This window comes from Flavobacteriales bacterium (genome assembly GCA_025210805.1).
Lineage (GTDB): Bacteria > Bacteroidota > Bacteroidia > Flavobacteriales > CAJXXR01 > JAOAQX01.
In genome coordinates, this window is the sequence record JAOAQX010000023.1 from 314,290 (window position 1) to 333,220 (window position 18,931).

The following is an 18,931-nucleotide window of genomic DNA, read 5'->3' on the forward strand; positions in this document are numbered from 1 at the left end:
AAAGGTTTTTTGAAAGTATTTTTTTAAATCAATAAAGTTTCCAACCTACAGTGGCTACTATTCTATGATTTTGGGTATCGACTTCTGCGTCTATTGGTGCCGTACTTGAGTGATAATTTTGGTAAAGATTTCTTACAAAACCTGTCATTTGAAGGCTATAAGCTAAATCAACATAAAATCCTTCTTTGGCATATCCATACCCAATGGAAGGCATTATTGATGCTGGTAGTTTATCATATCTTAATCCCGATGTTTTAAATTCAAAACCTGCTCTAAGACGTGTATGCCTTTTTACATTATACTCAAAACCAGTTCTAATTGTAAAAACTTCTTTAAACTCTTCTTTTATTTCTTTATTAAGATTTGCAAATGCATTGGGATTTTGAGGCAGAGAATATTGTATTTTACTTAAATCAATATAGTGAGCATCTACAGACCAAAGTCCTTTTCTACCAAAAACAATTGCAAAACCCGCATTAAACTCTTGTGGTAAAGTGAGTGCATAAGGCTCCCAATTCGCCGTGAAACCATACTCTGCATTATCATTGTTACTAAAAAAAGATTTCCCAGATCGAATCTCAGACTCTCTCATAGTATAAGAAGTTGGTGTATGGTAAGCAAGCCCAAACCTGATGTATTTTGATGGACGATAAAGTAAACCAAAAGATCCTTTTACAGCACTTCCTTGAATATCTAAATGATTTTCCATCACTAGATTTCTATAAAGCACTGTTGTTCCTTTTACATCAATACTGTCTGCCTGAGTGTATTCTCCTTCATATATATATTTCTTTCGAACACTTGTAATTGTTGGAAAGCTCAAATTTGCTCCTAAAAAGAGTTTATCTTTCAATGAGATACTCATATTTAGGTAAAACTCACTCATACTTCCACTTACTGATTCCTCAAACTCAGTTCTTTGTCCAAAAACCTGTGAACTTGGGGTGTACTGACTGTTTGCCGTGTCATAGTTTATCATATAACTTTCGTAAGCAATCTTATCCGTGGAATAATTTTGTAAAAAATTGGGTGCAAATTTATTATCAGTCGCTGCTCTAGCTAAGCTTGAAATAAAAGAAGGAAAAATACCCTTTCCCGAAGCCTTAAAGCTGTGATTTAAATTTTGAGTTCTATTGTATCCTAGACCTACATTAAACCTTCTAAGTGTTTTCCTCTTTCCATAATCTGAAGTTATTACATAATTTAAACTGGGAATATTCAAATTACCTGTAAGTTGATTAACAGATTCATTAGTTCTTGTAAAAAGAGTATTTCTATTTCTTGCTTCAAAACCCAAGGATACCGAAAATTCATCCAATCTTTTAATTCCCAATCCTGCGGGATTCTGCATAACACTAGCTAAATCTCCGCCTAAAGCCGTAAAGGCTCCACCCATAGAAATCATTCTTGCAGAACCTTGACTTTCTTTTAAGCCATAATTGAGCGCCTCATAAGAATTTTGTGCTTGAAGCGTAAATCCTCCACAAATAACTGAGATAGTTACAAATAATATTTTCCTCATGTAATAGACTCTTATCTACTTCCTCTAACCATTCCTGAAGATCTTGAAACAGAACCTCTAGAAAAACTTGAGCTAGATCTTGTTGGTGAATATGTTCTTGTGTTTGAACGCTGATTATTCACTCTACTTTGCGATTGCGAACGACTTGGCTGACGAGAATAACTCGAACGAGAATTGGTTGAGTTTATTCTTGAATAAGAACTTCTGTTTGATCGAGAACGAACTGGACTCGTGGTTTCTCTGTAAACTGGACTCATGCTACGAGCTCCTTGTTGAGTAACAACAGTACCTCTTGATGGATTTCTGTCTATGACCCTTGTTGGAGTAACTCTATCAAAATTCCTCACAGATGTTGCAGGTCTAGAATAACCAGTCATTATCGACTCATTGACTCTATTGGTTGCTACTCTAGTATTAATATTTTGAATACTCACTCTTGACCTAGTTGTATAATTATTTGAGGTTCTTCCTCGTCCATTATCAGCACTACGTCCATTGTTTATTATACGATTTCCTACACCAGAATTACTTCCCAAAATTCCTGAGCCACGCACACCTCTAGTATAAACTTTTGGATTTACTTGAACATATACAGGAACAAAGTGATTATGATGAAAAGCACAATGTGGCGTATGAAGATGACCTGGGAAATAAAAACTTGTATGCACACAATGTCTATCAAGTCTTCCAAAAGTTACCGCATCATAACGAAAATTATGAATTCTATCATAGCCAAAACCATAACCTCTATTGAATCGTTTAATTCTATTCTCATAATAATCATCTGCTGCACCCACAGAACTTACACTTGCACGCATTTTTACTTTTCTTGGGAATGGGTCTTTTTCTCCAAGATAAATTTCGTCAAAATAAGTTCTATTCACCTGTGCAGAAACACTGGCTACTGAAGCTAATAATAGAATAGAAAATAACTTTTTCATGGTTTTGGTAATTTAAAAACATCTATACAAGGCTAATTTATGCAATTTTCTTGCTACTAAAAAGCAATAATTCAATTAGATTTGCGAGATAATGTTGTTCCGTTTGTTTGGAACAAATTTTATACCAAATTAAAACAAAAAATGGCAAAAAAACTTACAAAGCGCTCAGAAGATTATTCTAAGTGGTATAACGAGTTAGTAGTAAACGCGGGATTAGCTGAAAATTCAGGCGTTAGAGGATGTATGGTTATCAAACCCTATGGCTATGCAATTTGGGAAAAAATGCAAGCCGAATTGGATAAAAAATTCAAGGAAACAGGGCATGAAAACGCTTACTTCCCACTCTTTGTTCCCAAAAGTCTTTTTGAAGCCGAAGAAAAAAATGCAGAAGGATTTGCAAAAGAATGTGCGGTAGTCACACATTACCGACTAAAAAACGATGAGGAAAACGAGGGAAAACTTATGGTAGACCCCGAAGCCAAACTCGAAGAAGAATTGGTCGTAAGACCTACCTCTGAAGCCATTATATGGAATACCTACAAAGGATGGATTGAGTCTCACAGAGACCTCCCAATCTTGGTAAACCAATGGGCAAATGTGGTTAGATGGGAAATGAGAACCCGTTTATTCCTTAGAACTGCTGAATTCCTTTGGCAAGAAGGACATACAGCACACGCTACCAAAAAGGAAGCTATAGCAGAAGCTGCTCAAATGCAAGAAGTATATGCCAACTTCGCAGAGGATTTTATGGCAATTCCTGTTGTTAAAGGAAGAAAATCTGAAAGTGAAAGATTTGCAGGAGCTGATGACACCCTTACTATCGAAGCCTTAATGCAAGATGGAAAAGCATTGCAAGCAGGTACTTCTCACTTTTTAGGACAAAATTTTGCCAAAGCTTTTGATGTAAAATACACCTCAAAAGAAGGAAAACAAGAATATGTTTGGGCAACCTCTTGGGGAGTTTCCACTCGTTTGATGGGTGCTCTTATTATGACCCATTCAGATGATCAAGGACTCGTACTTCCTCCAAACTTAGCCCCTACTCAAGTAGTCATTGTTCCTATCTACAAAGGAGAAGAACAGCTGGAGCAAATAAAAGAAATAGCCGATAAATATGTTTCGGAGCTGCGCTCAAAAGGTCTTTCGGTAAAATTTGATGATCGTGATACGCATAAACCAGGTTGGAAATTTGCCGAGTGGGAACTTAAAGGAGTTCCTGTGAGAGTTACCATGGGAATGCGAGATCTAGAAAAAGGTTTGGTAGAAATAGCTCGTAGAGATACCCAAGAAAAAGAATCCTTGACTATTGAAGAGGCTTTCGCCAAAATACCAAATCTACTAGATGATATCCAATCAAGTATTTATCAAAAAGCAAGAACCTACCGTGATGAACATATCACAGAAGTAGATAGCTACGAAGCGTTTAAAGAAGTATTGGAAACCAAAGGAGGATTTATCTCAGCACACTGGGACGGAACCACCGAAACAGAAGAAAAAATACAAGAAGAAACCAAAGCAACCATTCGTTGTATTCCTTTAGACGCTAAAGAAGAAGAAGGCGTGTGTATTTATTCTGGAAAACCATCCAATAAAAGAGTCTTATTTGCTAAGGCTTACTAAAAATTGCTCAAAATGATTAAAGTTACTTTACCCGATAATAGTGTCAAAGAATTTGAAGCTGGAATCAATTCTATAGACGTTGCTCAAAGCATTTCAGCAGGATTGGCAAGAAATGTAATTGCCGCAGAAATCAATGGTGAAATTTGGGATGCTACACGCCCCATTTCAGAAGATGTAAACATTAAACTTCTTACCTTTAATGACGAAGGTGGAAAATACGCGTTCTGGCATTCTTCGGCTCACCTGATGGCAGAAGCCATTGAAGAATTATTCCCAGGAGTAAAATTTGCTATCGGACCACCTATAGAAAATGGTTTCTATTATGATATAGACCTTGGAGAAAAAAACATCCACGAAGCCGATTTGAAAAAATTGGAAGACAAAATGATGGAATTAGCTCGCCAGAAAAACGACTATATCCGTAAAGAAATTTCCAAGGATGAAGCCATTGCTTACTTTACAGAAAAAAATGATCCTTATAAACTAGAACTCCTAGAAGGTCTAGAAGATGGATCCATCACTTTTTATACACAAGGAGGATTTACAGACCTTTGTAGAGGACCACATATTCCGAATACAGGAATTATCAAAGCCGTAAAACTCACCAATATTTCGGGAGCGTTCTGGCGTGGAGATCAAACAAAACAACAACTTACCCGTGTATATGGAGTAAGTTTTCCAAAAGCAAAACTACTCAAAGAGCACCTTGCACTTTTGGAAGAAGCAAAAAAGAGAGACCACCGAAAAATAGGGAAAGAAATGGATCTTTTCCACTTTTCTCAACGTGTAGGACTTGGTTTACCACTTTGGTTACCAAAAGGTGCTATGCTAAGAGAAAGATTAGAGCGTTTTATGAGAAACGCCCAAATGGAAAGAGGATACGACCCAGTAGTTACCCCACATATAGGGAATGTAGAACTCTACAAAACATCAGGTCACTTTGAAAAATATGGTGAAGATGCCTTCCAAACCATCAAAACACCAAGTGATAACGAAGAGTTCATGCTCAAACCTATGAATTGCCCGCATCACTGTGAGATTTATAATTCGAGACCTCGCTCCTACCGTGATTTACCTTTGCGTTTAGCAGAATTCGGAACCGTTTATCGTTACGAACAATCTGGAGAACTACACGGACTTTCTCGTGTAAGAGGATTTACTCAAGATGATGCCCACCTTTTCTGCCGCCCAGATCAAGTACAAGATGAATTTGAAAAAGTAATTGATTTGGTAAGTTATACTTTCAATGCTTTAGGATTTGAAGAATTTATTGCACAAATATCACTAAGAGATCCAGAAAACCCAGAAAAATACATCGGAGAAGATGAAAACTGGGAAAAAGCCGAAAATGCCATCATCCAAGCCGCTAAAAACAAAGAACTCAACACCGTTGTAGAATATGGTGAAGCTGCTTTCTATGGACCAAAATTAGATTTTATGGTCAAAGATGCACTTGGAAGAAAATGGCAACTAGGGACAATTCAGGTAGACTACAACCTACCAGAAAGATTTAATTTAACCTATGTAGGATCTGACAATCAAAAACATAGACCCGTAATGATTCATAGAGCTCCATTCGGATCTTTGGAAAGATTTATCGGTATTTTGATAGAACATACTGGAGGAGATTTCCCACTTTGGCTCAATCCAGATCAAGTTATCATATTACCAATCAGTGAAAAATACCACGATTATGCGAATAAAGTATTACATTTGCTGAAAAATTCCGATATTCGTGCCGAAATAGATGAGAGAGCCGAAAAAATTGGTAAGAAAATATTTGATGCCGAAAAGCGAAAAGTACCTTTCTTATTAATTATCGGAGAAAAAGAAAGCGAATCGGATACGGTAGCCGTTAGAAAACCCGGGAAAATAGACCTTGGAGTGCTATCTATAGAGGAGTTTAAAAACTTAGTACAAAAAGAAATCCAAAAGGATTTTGAATAAAATAGAATTGTTTAACTAAAGAATAGGAGGATTTTACCATAGCTATTAGAAGAGGTCGAAGAAGAAGACCAGTAAGAGTAGAGAAGAAAGATTTACACAGGATAAACAGAAATATCCGTGTACCACAAGTTCGATTGGCAGGAGACAATGTTGAGAACGGAATCATTGATACCCGAAAAGCACTGGAAATTGCCGAAAAAATGGAGTTGGATCTTGTTGAGATTGCCCCAAAAGCCAATCCACCTGTTTGTAAAGTAATTGATTACAAAAAATTCCTTTATGATCAGAAGAAAAAGCAAAAAGAACTCAAGGCAAAAAGTAGTAAGGTAGTCGTAAAAGAAATCCGTTTTGGACCCAACACGGACGAACACGATTATCAGTTTAAGCTCAAACATGCCAAAAAGTTCTTGGAAGAAGGAGCGAAACTTAAAGCTTACGTTTTCTTCAAAGGTAGAAGTATCCTTTTTAAAGATAAAGGAGAAATTCTACTATTAAAATTCGCCCAAGAATTGGAAGAATTGGCTAAGGTAGAGCAACTCCCAAAAATGGAAGGTAAACGTATGATTATGATGTTTGCCCCTAAAAAACCGAAGAAGTAGTTCGAAGTCGCAAAAAGAATAGATTATGCCAAAAATGAAAACAAAATCCAGTGCAAAGAAGCGTTTTAAGCTTACTGCCTCTGGTAAAATCAAAAGAAAGCACGCTTTCAAAAGTCATATCTTAACAAAGAAAACGACTAAACAAAAACGTAATTTGACCCAAACTGGTTTGGTTCATGAATCAGACGAGAAGAACATCAAATTACAATTGAGACTTAAATAATTACTGAAATACTTTAAGTCTTTAGGTAAATTCATTAACCATGGAATTAGTACCCCAAGTGAGATGCAATAAACTCCACTAATTACAAAAAAAAGAAACATTATGCCAAGATCAGTCAATCATGTTGCCTCTAAGGCACGTAGAAAAAAAATCCTTAAGCTTGCTAAAGGATACTTCGGAAGAAGAAAGAATGTATATACCGTAGCTAAAAACGCGGTTGAAAAAGGACTTGTATATGCCTACATTGGGCGTAAGCAAAAGAAAAGAAATTTTCGTTCGCTTTGGATCCAACGTATTAACGCAGGTGCACGTCTTCACGGTATGACCTATTCTACATTTATGGGAGCCGTAAAAGCAGAAGGAATTGAATTAAATCGTAAGGTACTTGCTGACCTAGCGATGAATCACCCAGAAGCTTTTAAAGCAATCGTAGATCAAGTAAAAAAATAATTCTCTAAGTAGATTGTTAACTTAGACTTCGAACTTTCTTATATAAGCCCAGCTCTTTTTGAGTTGGGTTTTTTTATGGAGCTATTTCCCGCTTTCGGCTTTATCTTTTGTTTTTCTTCAAAAAACAAAAGGATACCGCCTCTATCGGGGCTAGGGAGATCGTGCAGGGGAAGATAAGTCCAACGAAATCTAATAACAATAACCGTATATTATTCGAATATTACACGTATAATTATTCGCTTATCCTTCCTTCATAAAATTGTTTTTTGTATCTTAGTCTTATGATATTCAAAAATATAAATAGTACCTCTAGATTCACTTCCAAAACCTGTTTTTACTGGGCTTTTTGTGTTTTTGATAATGACAGAAAAAGTATAAACGTATAGAGCGTATAAACACACCTATGTTATGCAAGGGTGTGTTTATACGGTTGTTGGTTGCAATATTGAAAAAAACTTTATGATAGAAAAAAACATAAACGAAAACTTAGTAAAGAAAGATTCTTCAGCAAGGGCTCTTTTGACTTACTTGTATCAAATAGATGAAGAACTACTATTCGAAAACTCAGCTATCTATCATAATTTTCCTATTTATCCGAATTTAGACTCTGATGATACAATTTCTGCAAACGTAATATTCGTTTCAAAAAATTACGGATTATTTATATTCCAAACTATTGAATGTTCTAATCAAGAATTAGATTCGATTGAATATGAAGAAAATTCATTAGATGACATTGACAGATTAATCTTTGCTAAACTTCTTAAAGAATCACCAATTCTTATTGAAGATAGAAGAAGAAAGACTCTCAAAATTGATATAACATCAATTTTATTTTTAAACAATATTCCAAATGATTATCAAATTGAATCTGAATTTGAAATCTGTACTACATTTAATGATATTAGAAAATTAATAATAGATTCAGGCGAAAACAATGAACTAACTGAATCAGAATATAGAGATTTAAAAGCAACAATAGAAGGTTCAAAAGGAATACCGAAACCTAAGAATAGAAAATTAAAAGATAAGTTCGACTTTAAAAACTCTAAAGGAGCAATATTATCTGCAATTGAAAATGAAATTTACAATTTTGATTTAGAGCAAAAAAGAGCAGCTTTATTCATATTAGATGGTCCTCAAAGAATTAGAGGTCTAGCCGGTTCTGGAAAAACAGTTATTCTTTCAATGAAAGCTGCTTTAATTCATTTACAAAACCCTGAAGCTAATGTTCTCTATACATATTACACTAAAAGTTTAAATGACGTAGTCAAAAATTTAATAACAAGATTTTATAGACAGTTTGCAGATAGAGACCCAAATTGGAATAAGATTAATATTATGCACGCTTGGGGAGGAAAGTATTTAGAAGGTGTTTATTATAATGCTAGTAAAAATAATGGAATATCACCTATAAACCTTTCCAAAGCTAGAGCAAATAACAAAGAACAACCATTTAAATATGTTTGTGAAGAACTGAATAAAAACAGCTTAAAGAAGCAATTTGATTACTGTTTAATCGATGAAGCACAAGATTTTCCAAATAGTTTTTATAGAATTTGTAGACAAATAACTTACAAAGACAGAGTTGTATGGGCTTATGACGATTTTCAGAATATTTTAGATATTGAAATTCAAGATGAGAAAGAAACTTTTGGAAAAGACGAAGAAGGAAAATATTTTATAGACTTTTCAAGAAGTGAGGACAAATTACAAGACTTGATATTACATATTTGTTATCGTAATCCAAGAAAAATTTTGATAACTGCGTTTGCTCTAGGTCTTGGTATTTATAATAAAAATAAAAAGGACAATCCTAAAATTATTCAACGATTAGAGAGCAATGACCATTGGGAAAGCTTAGGATTTAAAGTTAATAGAGGAGATTCAGCAGATAAATCTCAAATGGAAATTGAGAGACCAATTCATAATAGTGCTTCTATTAAAAATGAGATGTTGAGTGATGATGAGATTATTGAAATTTTAAAATTTGATGAATTCAGAAAAGAGTTGGATTACATTGTTGAGTCAATCTTAAAAGACTTAACTCAAGAATTGAAGCCTGAAGATATTAGCGTTGTGTGTATGGATAACATAAACGTCAAAAAATATTTCGATTACATTGAAAAAAAACTAGAGCTAAATGGTGTTAGTAGTTTCAACCTATTAAAGGTTTCAAGCAGTAATAAGTTTTTTAAAGTACAAGACCACGTTACTTTAAGTACTATTTATAATGCTAAAGGAAATGAAACTGGAAAAGTATATATCGTTGGAATTGATTCAGTTTTTCAAGAAAAAGATGATATAACTGAAAGAAATAAAATTTTCACAGCCCTTACTAGAAGTTTAGGTTGGGTTACTTTGACTGGAGTAGGAGATTCTATTGATTATTGCATCAATGAAATTACTACACTAAGAAATAATGATTATAAATTAATATTTAAACAACCTAGTGAAAGGGATGTAAGAACAGTTAGGCAAGGAATTAATAAAAAGCAAAAACTATTAAATAAGTTAGAACGATTAGCAGATGATTTAGTTAAAGAAACTGATTTATCAAAAGATGAGATTGTTGAGCAGTTGAAAATTAAATTCTTAGATAAAAAATGACAGAAGCCAATTTTAATATTTCATTTTCAAAAATAGAAAAAACCCTTAAATCCTTTAATCTTTTCAAGATGAGAGGAATTAAAAATTTGAAAAATGACGGAGTAACAGACGAATTTAAAAAAGCTTCATTAGGCAATAAATATTATGAAGCATATAAGACTGGATTAGAAAATTACGACTTTGACTTCTTACTTGATGATGAGTCATATTTTCAATTTCAATTTTCTATTAAAGAAGGTATTTTAGAAATTAGATATTCATTTTTTCAAAACCCTTTTGAATACCTAACATATGAAGAATATTTAGCTAATGAAATTGGCCTAGATGAAATTGAAGAATCTATTGAAAGTATAGGTAGTTTATTTGAGATAGAATATAATCAATTTTTAAATGAACAAGACCTATCATCAAATTATTCTACAATTAGATATGATTCGGATTTTAAAAATTACAAACCTATATTACATTCTGTATCACATATACACATTGGTCATTTGAGCAATATTAGAATTCCCATTGACAAAATACTTTCTCCATTAAGATTTGTTCTATTTACAATCAAGCACATTTACTACCACAATTGGAAAGATAAACTAGAAAATAACAAAGAGGAATTGATGTCAATGCTGACTGATTGTGTTAGTGGAGAACAAAATTTAGAAAATCAATTTTGGGATAACGATGAGAAGATTGAATTGCATTTACGTTAAAATACTGCAACCAATTACTAAGTCTTCGGATTGCTCGCAGAGCAAAATCTGAAGATCCCGAAACATCGGGATTAACTAAAAACCAAGCTGTTGTACCTATTACTTACTAAATATTCAATTAGTTCACTTTGTTCATAATTGACTTTTAGTAATGTATCGGCATTATTCCTTGAATTAATTTATTTTTAACATCAAAATAGTATAAAATGCAAAGCCATGTGAGCCAAGCATCTACCATAATTGCTAACCGTACTCTGACTCTTTCCTGCTAATTCGTAATGCCGTCTTAGCTTTACAAAATTCCTAGAAAAGGAGGCTACTATCCTACTGGCTTTGTCTACTAAAAGTTCTCTTTTTTTTCATAATCGGTAATTTTAACTTTCTTAAAATTAGAGAATTTTGTAGTTTTATATACTTTTAAGAAAAAGCTACCCGTGAAACGGGTTTAGTTCAACACAATGCAAACGGAATTAAAACGTCCGCTTGCATTAAACGTTGTAGTCAATTAAGGAAAATGAGTAATAAAGGAAAAAGTCATAACAAGAAATGGTTAATCTCACGCTTAAAAACTTCTGGAAGTAAAAGAAGATATGTGATTGATGGTGACTATTCTGATACTCGAAATTCAAAAAAAAATAAAGATTGGGAAAACCTTCCTTCTTATGAGGGAATGGGGAAAAGTTTTAAATTCTTTAATAGCAAAATAAACTACGGTCTTTTAGTCAGATTTCTTCGTGGTAAAGTTGGAAATGATTGGAATGAGGTTAGTAAAGAAATTCAAGATAGAATACCGACAGACCTTTTAGAATATAAAGATTGCGTAAAGTGGTTCGTATCAGACTTAATAGAAAAACGTGAAGATGGACTTTGGGACAAAAGAGAACAAAAATATATAAGACTTGAACTAAACGAACCTTTTGATTGGAAACTTTATACCTCAAAGGAATTTTATGTCGACCCAGAAACTAATAGACTAACAAGAATTAAAGACTTTCCCTCGAACCGAAAAACTAAAGGGATGAACAATGAACAATTGAGGGCATTTCGTGAAAAAGAAAAAAACATGAAGTTAAAAAAAAAGGAAACTATTAAAACAGAAAAAAAGCAAATTGAAAACAAAACGAAAGAGCTATTAAAGAAAAATAAAGATCAAGAAAACTGACTACAATAACTAAGTCTTCGGATTACTCACAGAGCAAAATCTGAAGCCCCCGAAAACATCGGGATTGACTAAAACGCACAGCGTATTCTCAATAACAATGTTTTTTGTACCTTGCTTTTTAATATTCAAAAACATGAATAAACCACTAAATTCACCTTCATATTTGTGTATTTACTGGTGTTTTTGTGTTTTGATTCTAACTTATAAAGTATAAGGAATGACACAAATAAAAGATAGTACAATTTTAATAACAGGTGCAGATGGAGGAATAGGAATAGCACTTGTTAAAGAGTGTTTAGTTCAAGGTGCAAAGAAAATTTATGCCACAGGCTTGAAATTGGAAAATTTGAATCAGACATTTAGAGATGTTGAAAAAGTAGTTCCAGTTGAATTAGATGTAACAAACTCTGAACGGATAAAAGAGTGTGCCGAATTATGTGCCGATACAAACTTGTTAATTAATAATGCTGGAGTAGAATTTAAGATCCCTTTCATTGCAGAAAAAAGTAGCCAAGCAGCATTAATGGAAATGAAAGTAAATTATATCGCATTAATTGAAATGATTAATTCGTTTATTCCGAATCTTGAAAAACTAAATCATGCTGGCATAGTGAATATTCTATCTCTTGGCGCTCTTGCAATTGTAAAAAGATTAGGAACTTATTGTGCTTCAAAATCAGCCGCTCATGTTTTAACAGAAACAATTAGAGAAGAATTAGAAGAAAAAAACATTAAAGTAATGGCAACATATATCGGATACGTAGACACTAGCATGGTCCCAGAAGAAACAAAAACAGAAAAATCGACACCTAAAAATATTGCGATAGGAATATGTGAAGGAATTAATAAAAATGAAAGTCATATTTACCCAGATAAAACAACTAAGAATTATATAGAAAAATACCCGATAAAGACCGTATTTTATGAATAACAACTACTGACTAAAGGAAGAGTGTGGACTATTCATAAACCTAAACTCAGTAGCCTCTATCCCGAAAATTTGTGGAGAACAATAAGCGATAAATCATTCAACTAGAATCTGACAAACTATTAATTCGACACAAGACAACTCATTATCAAGTTTTTACAAAAAAAGCAAACATTTGGCTGAACACAAAAAAATAGGATTGAATAAAGAGAATTTAAAAATAACCCTGATTCTTACTCTAATTCCAACATTTGTATTTGCAAATGCTGGCTCGCCAATGATGTGGTTTGGAATATTACATTCACTGCTTTTGAATTCACTTATTGGGTTTTATGAAAGTAAATATTTAGAGAAAAATGAAATCGAAAATAGAATGTGGCTGATAATTATTGGAAACTATTTTTCGATGTTTATTGGATTTTATTATATAGCTCCATATTTTTCAACTATAACAGGAAATATTGATTTTTGGGGAGGAAGTACAAGTCACGGGAATTATGAATTAAACGGATTCATATTTGGAATGTTAGCCTCATTTGTTGCTACATTGATTTTGGAATTGCCATTTTATTTGTTGTCAGTGAAAGAAATTGAGAAAAGAAAAAAAGGAATTTGGACTTATCTAGAAGCAAATTCCATATCGAATTTAGTTATGTTTTTAATTTATTTTATGATTGTAGCTGGAGGAAGCAGATAGAAACTAACGAGCTTTAATACAGTTGTATAAAAAAATTTAGATAAATAATGAAAAGCTTATTTACATTCATACTGGAGTTTCGAGGAGGAACATATACTACTCAGGTAGAATCAATTAATCTACACGATTCAATAGATAAATGGACTGTGAAAATCAAAGAGGAACAAGAACAAATTTATCAAATTGGAACAAAAACGATTGAAGAAATTAAGGAACAGATTGATTCCAAGGAATCAGACAAGCAACCTGTTCTTTTGAATGGATTGAAAAACGTTTGGTATTTTACAATTAGCACAAAACAAGGTTTTGGAAATGTACACATAATTAAAACAGAAAAACACAGAGCTCAATAACCAAACCCGCAAATCACTCACAAAACAAGCTTTAAATCAACAACCTATGCGAAAAATTGGGATTAGCAAACAAACAACCACTGGTAAAATTTCAAAAAAGCAATCTCAAGATAATTTGTATTCGAGATTTTTACTAATTTTACGCAAGCCCATAAAGTAAAAAAGAACTTCCTTTTTTAAATATAAGGGCAATCCTAAAAGCCCAAAAAAGCTTTTTTGAGATGTTTTACTAAATTTTAAAATTGAATTATGCCTGTAAAAATGCCTTTCAACCTTCATAAATGGATCGAAGAAAATAGAGATTTACTAAAACCACCAGTGGGAAACAAAAACTTATACCACGAAGCTGGGGATTTTATTGTGATGATTGTTGGCGGTCCAAATGCCCGAAAAGATTATCATTTCAATGAAAGTGAAGAACTATTTTATCAGATAGAAGGAAATATTTGTGTAAAAATCCAAGAAGATGGAGAAGCAAAAGAAGTGCATTTGGGTCCTGGAGACATGTTTTTACTTCCCGGAAATGTTCCCCACTCACCGGGGAGATCTGAAGGATCGGTAGGTTTGGTAGTAGAAAAAGTGCGTAAAAACCCCGAAAAAGATGGTCTTATGTGGTTCTGTGATCACTGTAATCACAAACTTTTTGAAGAGTATTTTTACTTAACCAATATTGAGAAGGATTTCTTCCCTGTTTTTAGAAAATTTTATAATTCAGAGGAGCTACGAACTTGTGAAAAATGTGGAACAGTAATGGATTCTGATCCAAAATTCACAGATGTTTAAATAAAAAAAGCCTCATAAATATGAGGCTTTTTTATTATTTATAGGATTTTTCTATTTGCTTTAGTGCAAAAGTATCAGTCATAAAACGACGAACAAAAACCAAAAAATTGGCATTTCCGCCAATATAGTAGGCAGGTTTAGTCTTTTTGGCCTCTACTATTTTCACCATCTTTTCTACAAAATATTCAACAGGTGTGGCATTTGCCATCTTCATTTTTACTCGTTCACGAATTTTGTTTGCTGCTTGGTAAAAATCTGAGCCTTCTTTCCCAAAAAATGTTGGAGTTATACTGGTTTTGATATCATTGGGATGCACCACCACCATATCTATTCCCACAGTTTTCATTTCATGACGAAGCGCTTGAGTCATTCCATCAACCGCAAATTTTGTAGCACAATAAGATGAATAATAAGGAAGTGGAAATTTTCCTGTTAAAGAACCTACATTTATCACCCGAGCTTTGGGTTTTTGCTTTAAAAAGGGCAACAATTCTTGAGTTAGTTGTAAAATCCCAAAAACATTAATTTGAAAAAGTTCCTCATACTTTTCTATCGGAGTTTCCTCTAAGCTTCCTATTTGAGACTGGCCAGCATTATTGATCAAAATAGAAACATCAGATAAATCAATCCTATTTTTTAAAGTAGAAATACTTTCAGGTTTTGATAAATCTAAATCTACATAATGTACCCCATCAAGGCTTTTATCTAAATTTTGAACATTTCTTCCTGTTCCAATCACTTGATAGCCTTTTTTGACTAATTCTTCTGCCAAACAAGCACCTATACCTCTGGTAGCTCCTGTGATAAAAACTGTTTCTTGATGATTCATTTTGTCATTTTTTTAAGGAAAGTCAAAAATACATTATTTGCACTATTCTACTGCCAAAAGTGAGACAATTTGATGCACTATCAATTTGAATTTTTGGCAATAATTTCCAATACTAATTCTTTGGTAAGTTGTTGTCCATTGGCTAAGGCCCTTATTTTGTCAAACTCAAAACTAAAATCGCAGCCCTGTTTCCATTGGCTACAGCCATAAGCTGTTTTTCCTTTTAAAAGAGTTCCTTTATGGCATTTAGGACAGGTATTTTCTTTGGTAGCTTGGTTTTCTTTTGGGAAAAATTGGAGTTTTTTATACTCATCTAAAACCACTTTTCCATCTACTTTTTCTGTTCCTTGCTTAAAACCTTTTAGTAAAGTTGTTTCATTTTTATCCAGCAGTCTAATCCATTGATTTTCTGAAACTTTTTTACCCATAAACTCAAATGGAATCACAAATTTACAGCCGTTCTTCCATTGGTTACAACCATAACCAGATTTTCCTTTGATCATTTTACCGTTTTCGCAAGCAGGACAGGATTTCCCAATCAATACTTTGGCATTTTGTTTTTTAGCTTTCTTAGCATCATTCATCCTTTGAGAAAGTCTGGCAGAATGAGAAGACATCCTTACCTCAAAAACTAAATCATCAACCATTTTTTTCATATTCTTGATAAAAGTTCCCGCGCTAAAACTACCTGCCTCTATCTCTCTCAGTTGTTTTTCCCATTTACCTGTAAGTTCGGGAGAAAGTAACAGGTCGTTCTCTATCAAACTAATGAGCTCCACTCCCATTTGAGTAGGCAAAATTTGTTTTTTGTTTCTTTTGATATATTGTCTTCTAAAAAGTGTCTCTATTATCCCTGCACGTGTAGAAGGACGCCCTATTCCATTCTCTTTCATAGCATCTCTGAGTTCCTCGTCTTCTATGTTTTTCCCTGCCATTTCCATAGATCTTAAGAGTGTAGCTTCTGTAAATTGTTTTGGAGGATTTGTTTTCTTTTCTAATAAAGAAGGAAAATGATTTCCAGACTCCCCTACTACAAAGGCAGGCATAATTTGCTCCTTATCTTTATTCGTGCTTTTTTTCTTTTCTGAAGTATATACCACACGCCATCCCATATCGGTAATCACCTTTCCTGTTGCTTTAAACTTATGTTTATTTACTTGAGCTTTCACCAGCGTATTTGCTACTAGACAATCAGGATAAAAATTGGCAATGAAACGTTTACAAATTACCTCATAAACTTGATGCTCTAATGGCTGAAGATGTGTTTGCTCCCCTGTGGGAATAATGGCATGGTGATCGGTGATTTTTTTATCATCAAATACTTTTTTGCTTTTTCTAATTTTTTTACCTAAAAGCGGGCTAATCAAATCTCTATAATCCAATAAGTTTTTTAGAATTCCCTCTATTTTAGGGTACATATCATTGGGAAGATAAGTGGTATCTACTCTAGGATAAGTAACTACTTTTTTCTCATAGAGACTCTGGATGAGTTTCAATGTTTGATCAGCCGAAAAGCCATATTTTTTATTACATTCTACTTGTAAACTTGTTAAATCAAACAGTCTTGGCGGAAGTTCTTTTCCGTTTTTTTTATCTGCCGAAAGAATGGACAGCGGATGTAATTTTATTTCTGAAGCGATCTTTTCTGCTTCCTCTTTTATGGTGAATTTTCCTTTTTCGGAATAAAATGTGGTTTCACGATACTGCGTCTGAATTTCCCAAAAAGGTTTTGAAATAAAATTCTCTATTTCCAAAAAACGGTTGACAATCATAGCCAGTGTGGGTGTTTGTACACGTCCTATGGATAATACTTGACGGTCTCTACCGTATTTAAGTGTGTATAAACGGGTTGCATTAATCCCTAAAAGCCAATCGCCAATGGCTCTAGAACTTCCTGCATAGTATAGATTATCAAAAGACTCAGCGTCTTGAAGATTTTTAAAACCTTCTTTAATGGCTTCATTCGTCAAGGAAGAAATCCAAAGTCTTCTTACTTTCCCTTCAAAACCTGCTTGTTTAAGCACCCATCTTTGAATCAGTTCACCTTCTTGCCCAGCATCGCCACAATTAATAACTTCGGTGGCGTTTTCGCAAAGTTTTTTGATGATTCCAAATTGTTTTTGAACCCCTTGATCATTAATAACCTTGGTTTCAAATTTCTTAGGAAGCATAGGAAGGGAATTTAAATCCCAACGTTTCCAATGCGGGAAGTATTCATTAGGTTCATACAATCCACAAAAATGCCCAAAGGTCCAAGTAATTTGATAGCCATTACCTTGGATGTAACCATCATATTTTTCTTGGGCTCCAAGTACTTTAGCCAATTCTCTTGCAACACTGGGTTTTTCTGCAATACAAACCTTCATAAATCTTCAATTTTGAAACTAAATTTAGCTCAAAATTAAGATTCCTATTTTATTCTTGTATCAATTTTTCTATCAACTGATGAATTTCTTCACTGTTCCACTTGGCAGCTCCTGTTTTTTCTATCAAAATTTCTCCTTTTTTATTGATTAAATAAGTGGTAGGCAAGCTATTTGAATTTAATGCATTGGGCGTTTGAGTGATTGCCTGAAAAGTGGCTAATTCATATTTTTTTTCTTCTAATTTTTTCTGTACGATCCCTTTTTCTTCATTAGAAACAAAATAAAAATCTATTTGACCCTTATATTTCTGATACAAATCGTGCAACTCTGGTAATTCTGCCATACACGGAGGACACCAAGTTGCCCAAAAATTCACTAAAACCACTTTTCCTTTTGAATCTTCAAAACTCACTTGCTTTCCTTCTTCGTTTACAAGAATCCATTGATAAGATTTAAGTGTTTTTTGATCTTCTTTATCAAGAATACTTGGCGTAAAGCTTAAAAGTCTGGAGGTCCATTTTTTCACATGAAACCCAAGGGGTGTAAAAAAAATTAAAGCCATTATTCCAATAAAAATTAGATTGCTTTTCCAACTGCTTTTTTTTGTTTTTTCCATAAAGCAAAGGTATTTTTATTATCCGTTCGAGATGGTGTTTGGAATTACATTGCTTTTTATTCTATACGATTTCTAATCTCATTTAGCCCTTTTAGAAGGCAGAGAACGGGGTTCTCGATACAATTTCTTTTTCCGCTGCTCTCCAAAGAAATCACTCGAACTGACAGAGATATAAAAATTGTACACCTTTGTCAGTTCGAGGTTTTTGATGAAATGCAATGGAATCAAAAATTTTATCGAGAATGCGTATAGTTGTCAAAGTTCTCGATACAATTTCTTTTCCGCTGTTCTTCAAAGAAATTACTCGAACTGACATACTCGATACAATTTCTTTTCCGTTTCTCTTCAAAGAAATCACTCGAATTGACAGAGATATAAAAAATGTACACCTTGTCAGTTCAAGTGGTTTTTGATGAAATGCAATGGAATCAAAAATTGTACACCTTTGTCAGTTCGAGTGGTTTTTGATGGAATGCAATGGAATCGAAAATTTTATCGAGAATGCGTATGGTTGTCAAAGTTCTCGATACAATTTCTTTTCCGCTGCTCTCCAAAGAAATCACTCGAACTGACAG

The 18,931-nt window shown here is 33.5% G+C and carries 17 protein-coding genes; 12 read left to right on the forward strand and 5 right to left on the reverse strand.

Going from position 1 to position 18,931, the window contains the following annotated elements:
* Positions 1–28 precede the first annotated feature (28 nt).
* Both N4A45_09410 and N4A45_09415 read right to left on the reverse strand, forming a co-directional pair.
* Positions 29–1,522, reverse strand: a complete 1,494-nt coding sequence (locus N4A45_09410) for an outer membrane protein transport protein (protein ID MCT4665435.1) — start codon at positions 1,520–1,522, stop codon at positions 29–31.
* Between the two features lie 11 nt (positions 1,523–1,533).
* Complete coding sequence (locus tag N4A45_09415) at positions 1,534–2,463, reverse strand: hypothetical protein (protein ID MCT4665436.1); 930 nt, start codon at positions 2,461–2,463, stop codon at positions 1,534–1,536.
* A gap of 141 nt (positions 2,464–2,604) precedes the next feature.
* Between N4A45_09415 and proS the strand changes: the two genes are divergently transcribed.
* The 12 genes from proS (at position 2,605) to N4A45_09475 (ending at position 14,545) form a co-directional block, all read left to right on the forward strand.
* Positions 2,605–4,083, forward strand: a complete 1,479-nt coding sequence (gene proS, locus N4A45_09420; protein MCT4665437.1) for a proline--tRNA ligase — start codon at positions 2,605–2,607, stop codon at positions 4,081–4,083.
* A gap of 12 nt (positions 4,084–4,095) precedes the next feature.
* Positions 4,096–6,030, forward strand: a complete 1,935-nt coding sequence (gene thrS, locus N4A45_09425) for a threonine--tRNA ligase (GenBank protein ID MCT4665438.1) — start codon at positions 4,096–4,098, stop codon at positions 6,028–6,030.
* A gap of 44 nt (positions 6,031–6,074) precedes the next feature.
* Entirely contained in the window at positions 6,075–6,629 is a 555-nt protein-coding gene (infC, locus tag N4A45_09430) for a translation initiation factor IF-3 (protein MCT4665439.1), read from the forward strand.
* Positions 6,630–6,654: 25 nt separating this feature from the next.
* Positions 6,655–6,852 carry a 50S ribosomal protein L35 gene (rpmI, locus tag N4A45_09435; protein ID MCT4665440.1) on the forward strand — a complete coding sequence of 66 codons (198 nt, stop codon included), beginning with the start codon at positions 6,655–6,657 and terminating at the stop codon, positions 6,850–6,852.
* Between the two features lie 102 nt (positions 6,853–6,954).
* Positions 6,955–7,302 (forward strand): 50S ribosomal protein L20, encoded by a 348-nt coding sequence (gene rplT / locus N4A45_09440; GenBank protein ID MCT4665441.1) that lies wholly within the window; start codon positions 6,955–6,957, stop codon positions 7,300–7,302.
* A gap of 459 nt (positions 7,303–7,761) precedes the next feature.
* Positions 7,762–9,912 carry an ATP-binding domain-containing protein gene (locus N4A45_09445; GenBank protein MCT4665442.1) on the forward strand — a complete coding sequence of 717 codons (2,151 nt, stop codon included), beginning with the start codon at positions 7,762–7,764 and terminating at the stop codon, positions 9,910–9,912.
* Positions 9,909–10,622 (forward strand): DUF2290 domain-containing protein, encoded by a 714-nt coding sequence (locus N4A45_09450; GenBank protein ID MCT4665443.1) that lies wholly within the window; start codon positions 9,909–9,911, stop codon positions 10,620–10,622. The genes N4A45_09445 and N4A45_09450 overlap by 4 nt, the downstream gene beginning before the upstream one ends.
* A 514-nt stretch (positions 10,623–11,136) precedes the next feature.
* Positions 11,137–11,784, forward strand: a complete 648-nt coding sequence (locus N4A45_09455) for a hypothetical protein (protein MCT4665444.1) — start codon at positions 11,137–11,139, stop codon at positions 11,782–11,784.
* Positions 11,785–12,001: 217 nt separating this feature from the next.
* A complete protein-coding gene (locus tag N4A45_09460; GenBank protein ID MCT4665445.1) occupies positions 12,002–12,715 on the forward strand; it encodes an SDR family NAD(P)-dependent oxidoreductase in 714 nt (237 codons plus the stop codon).
* A gap of 172 nt (positions 12,716–12,887) precedes the next feature.
* Positions 12,888–13,409: a hypothetical protein gene (locus N4A45_09465; GenBank protein ID MCT4665446.1), complete on the forward strand. Its 522-nt coding sequence runs from the start codon at positions 12,888–12,890 to the stop codon at positions 13,407–13,409.
* A 47-nt stretch (positions 13,410–13,456) separates the two neighbouring features.
* A complete protein-coding gene (locus N4A45_09470) occupies positions 13,457–13,762 on the forward strand; it encodes a hypothetical protein (GenBank protein ID MCT4665447.1) in 306 nt (101 codons plus the stop codon).
* A 249-nt stretch (positions 13,763–14,011) separates the two neighbouring features.
* Positions 14,012–14,545 (forward strand): 3-hydroxyanthranilate 3,4-dioxygenase, encoded by a 534-nt coding sequence (locus N4A45_09475; GenBank protein ID MCT4665448.1) that lies wholly within the window; start codon positions 14,012–14,014, stop codon positions 14,543–14,545.
* A gap of 34 nt (positions 14,546–14,579) precedes the next feature.
* Here the strand turns inward: N4A45_09475 and N4A45_09480 are convergent, their stop codons facing one another.
* From N4A45_09480 to N4A45_09490, 3 genes are all read right to left on the reverse strand, one after another.
* Entirely contained in the window at positions 14,580–15,374 is a 795-nt protein-coding gene (locus tag N4A45_09480; GenBank protein MCT4665449.1) for an SDR family oxidoreductase, read from the reverse strand.
* 80 nt (positions 15,375–15,454) lie between these two features.
* Positions 15,455–17,740: a DNA topoisomerase 3 gene (locus N4A45_09485; GenBank protein MCT4665450.1), complete on the reverse strand. Its 2,286-nt coding sequence runs from the start codon at positions 17,738–17,740 to the stop codon at positions 15,455–15,457.
* A gap of 49 nt (positions 17,741–17,789) precedes the next feature.
* Positions 17,790–18,356, reverse strand: a complete 567-nt coding sequence (locus N4A45_09490; protein ID MCT4665451.1) for a TlpA family protein disulfide reductase — start codon at positions 18,354–18,356, stop codon at positions 17,790–17,792.
* Positions 18,357–18,931: the final 575 nt, after the last annotated feature.

Coding starts and splice junctions, on each gene's coding strand:
- rpmI (MCT4665440.1), top strand. CDS start 6,655: ATGCCAAAAATGAAAACAAAATCCAGTGCAAAGAAGCGTTTTAAGCTT.
- N4A45_09410 (MCT4665435.1), bottom strand. CDS start 1,522: ATGAGGAAAATATTATTTGTAACTATCTCAGTTATTTGTGGAGGATTT.
- N4A45_09480 (MCT4665449.1), bottom strand. CDS start 15,374: ATGAATCATCAAGAAACAGTTTTTATCACAGGAGCTACCAGAGGTATA.
- N4A45_09415 (MCT4665436.1), bottom strand. CDS start 2,463: ATGAAAAAGTTATTTTCTATTCTATTATTAGCTTCAGTAGCCAGTGTT.
- N4A45_09450 (MCT4665443.1), top strand. CDS start 9,909: ATGACAGAAGCCAATTTTAATATTTCATTTTCAAAAATAGAAAAAACC.
- N4A45_09475 (MCT4665448.1), top strand. CDS start 14,012: ATGCCTGTAAAAATGCCTTTCAACCTTCATAAATGGATCGAAGAAAAT.
- N4A45_09455 (MCT4665444.1), top strand. CDS start 11,137: ATGAGTAATAAAGGAAAAAGTCATAACAAGAAATGGTTAATCTCACGC.
- proS (MCT4665437.1), top strand. CDS start 2,605: ATGGCAAAAAAACTTACAAAGCGCTCAGAAGATTATTCTAAGTGGTAT.
- rplT (MCT4665441.1), top strand. CDS start 6,955: ATGCCAAGATCAGTCAATCATGTTGCCTCTAAGGCACGTAGAAAAAAA.
- N4A45_09470 (MCT4665447.1), top strand. CDS start 13,457: ATGAAAAGCTTATTTACATTCATACTGGAGTTTCGAGGAGGAACATAT.
- thrS (MCT4665438.1), top strand. CDS start 4,096: ATGATTAAAGTTACTTTACCCGATAATAGTGTCAAAGAATTTGAAGCT.
- N4A45_09445 (MCT4665442.1), top strand. CDS start 7,762: ATGATAGAAAAAAACATAAACGAAAACTTAGTAAAGAAAGATTCTTCA.
- N4A45_09460 (MCT4665445.1), top strand. CDS start 12,002: ATGACACAAATAAAAGATAGTACAATTTTAATAACAGGTGCAGATGGA.
- N4A45_09490 (MCT4665451.1), bottom strand. CDS start 18,356: ATGGAAAAAACAAAAAAAAGCAGTTGGAAAAGCAATCTAATTTTTATT.
- N4A45_09485 (MCT4665450.1), bottom strand. CDS start 17,740: ATGAAGGTTTGTATTGCAGAAAAACCCAGTGTTGCAAGAGAATTGGCT.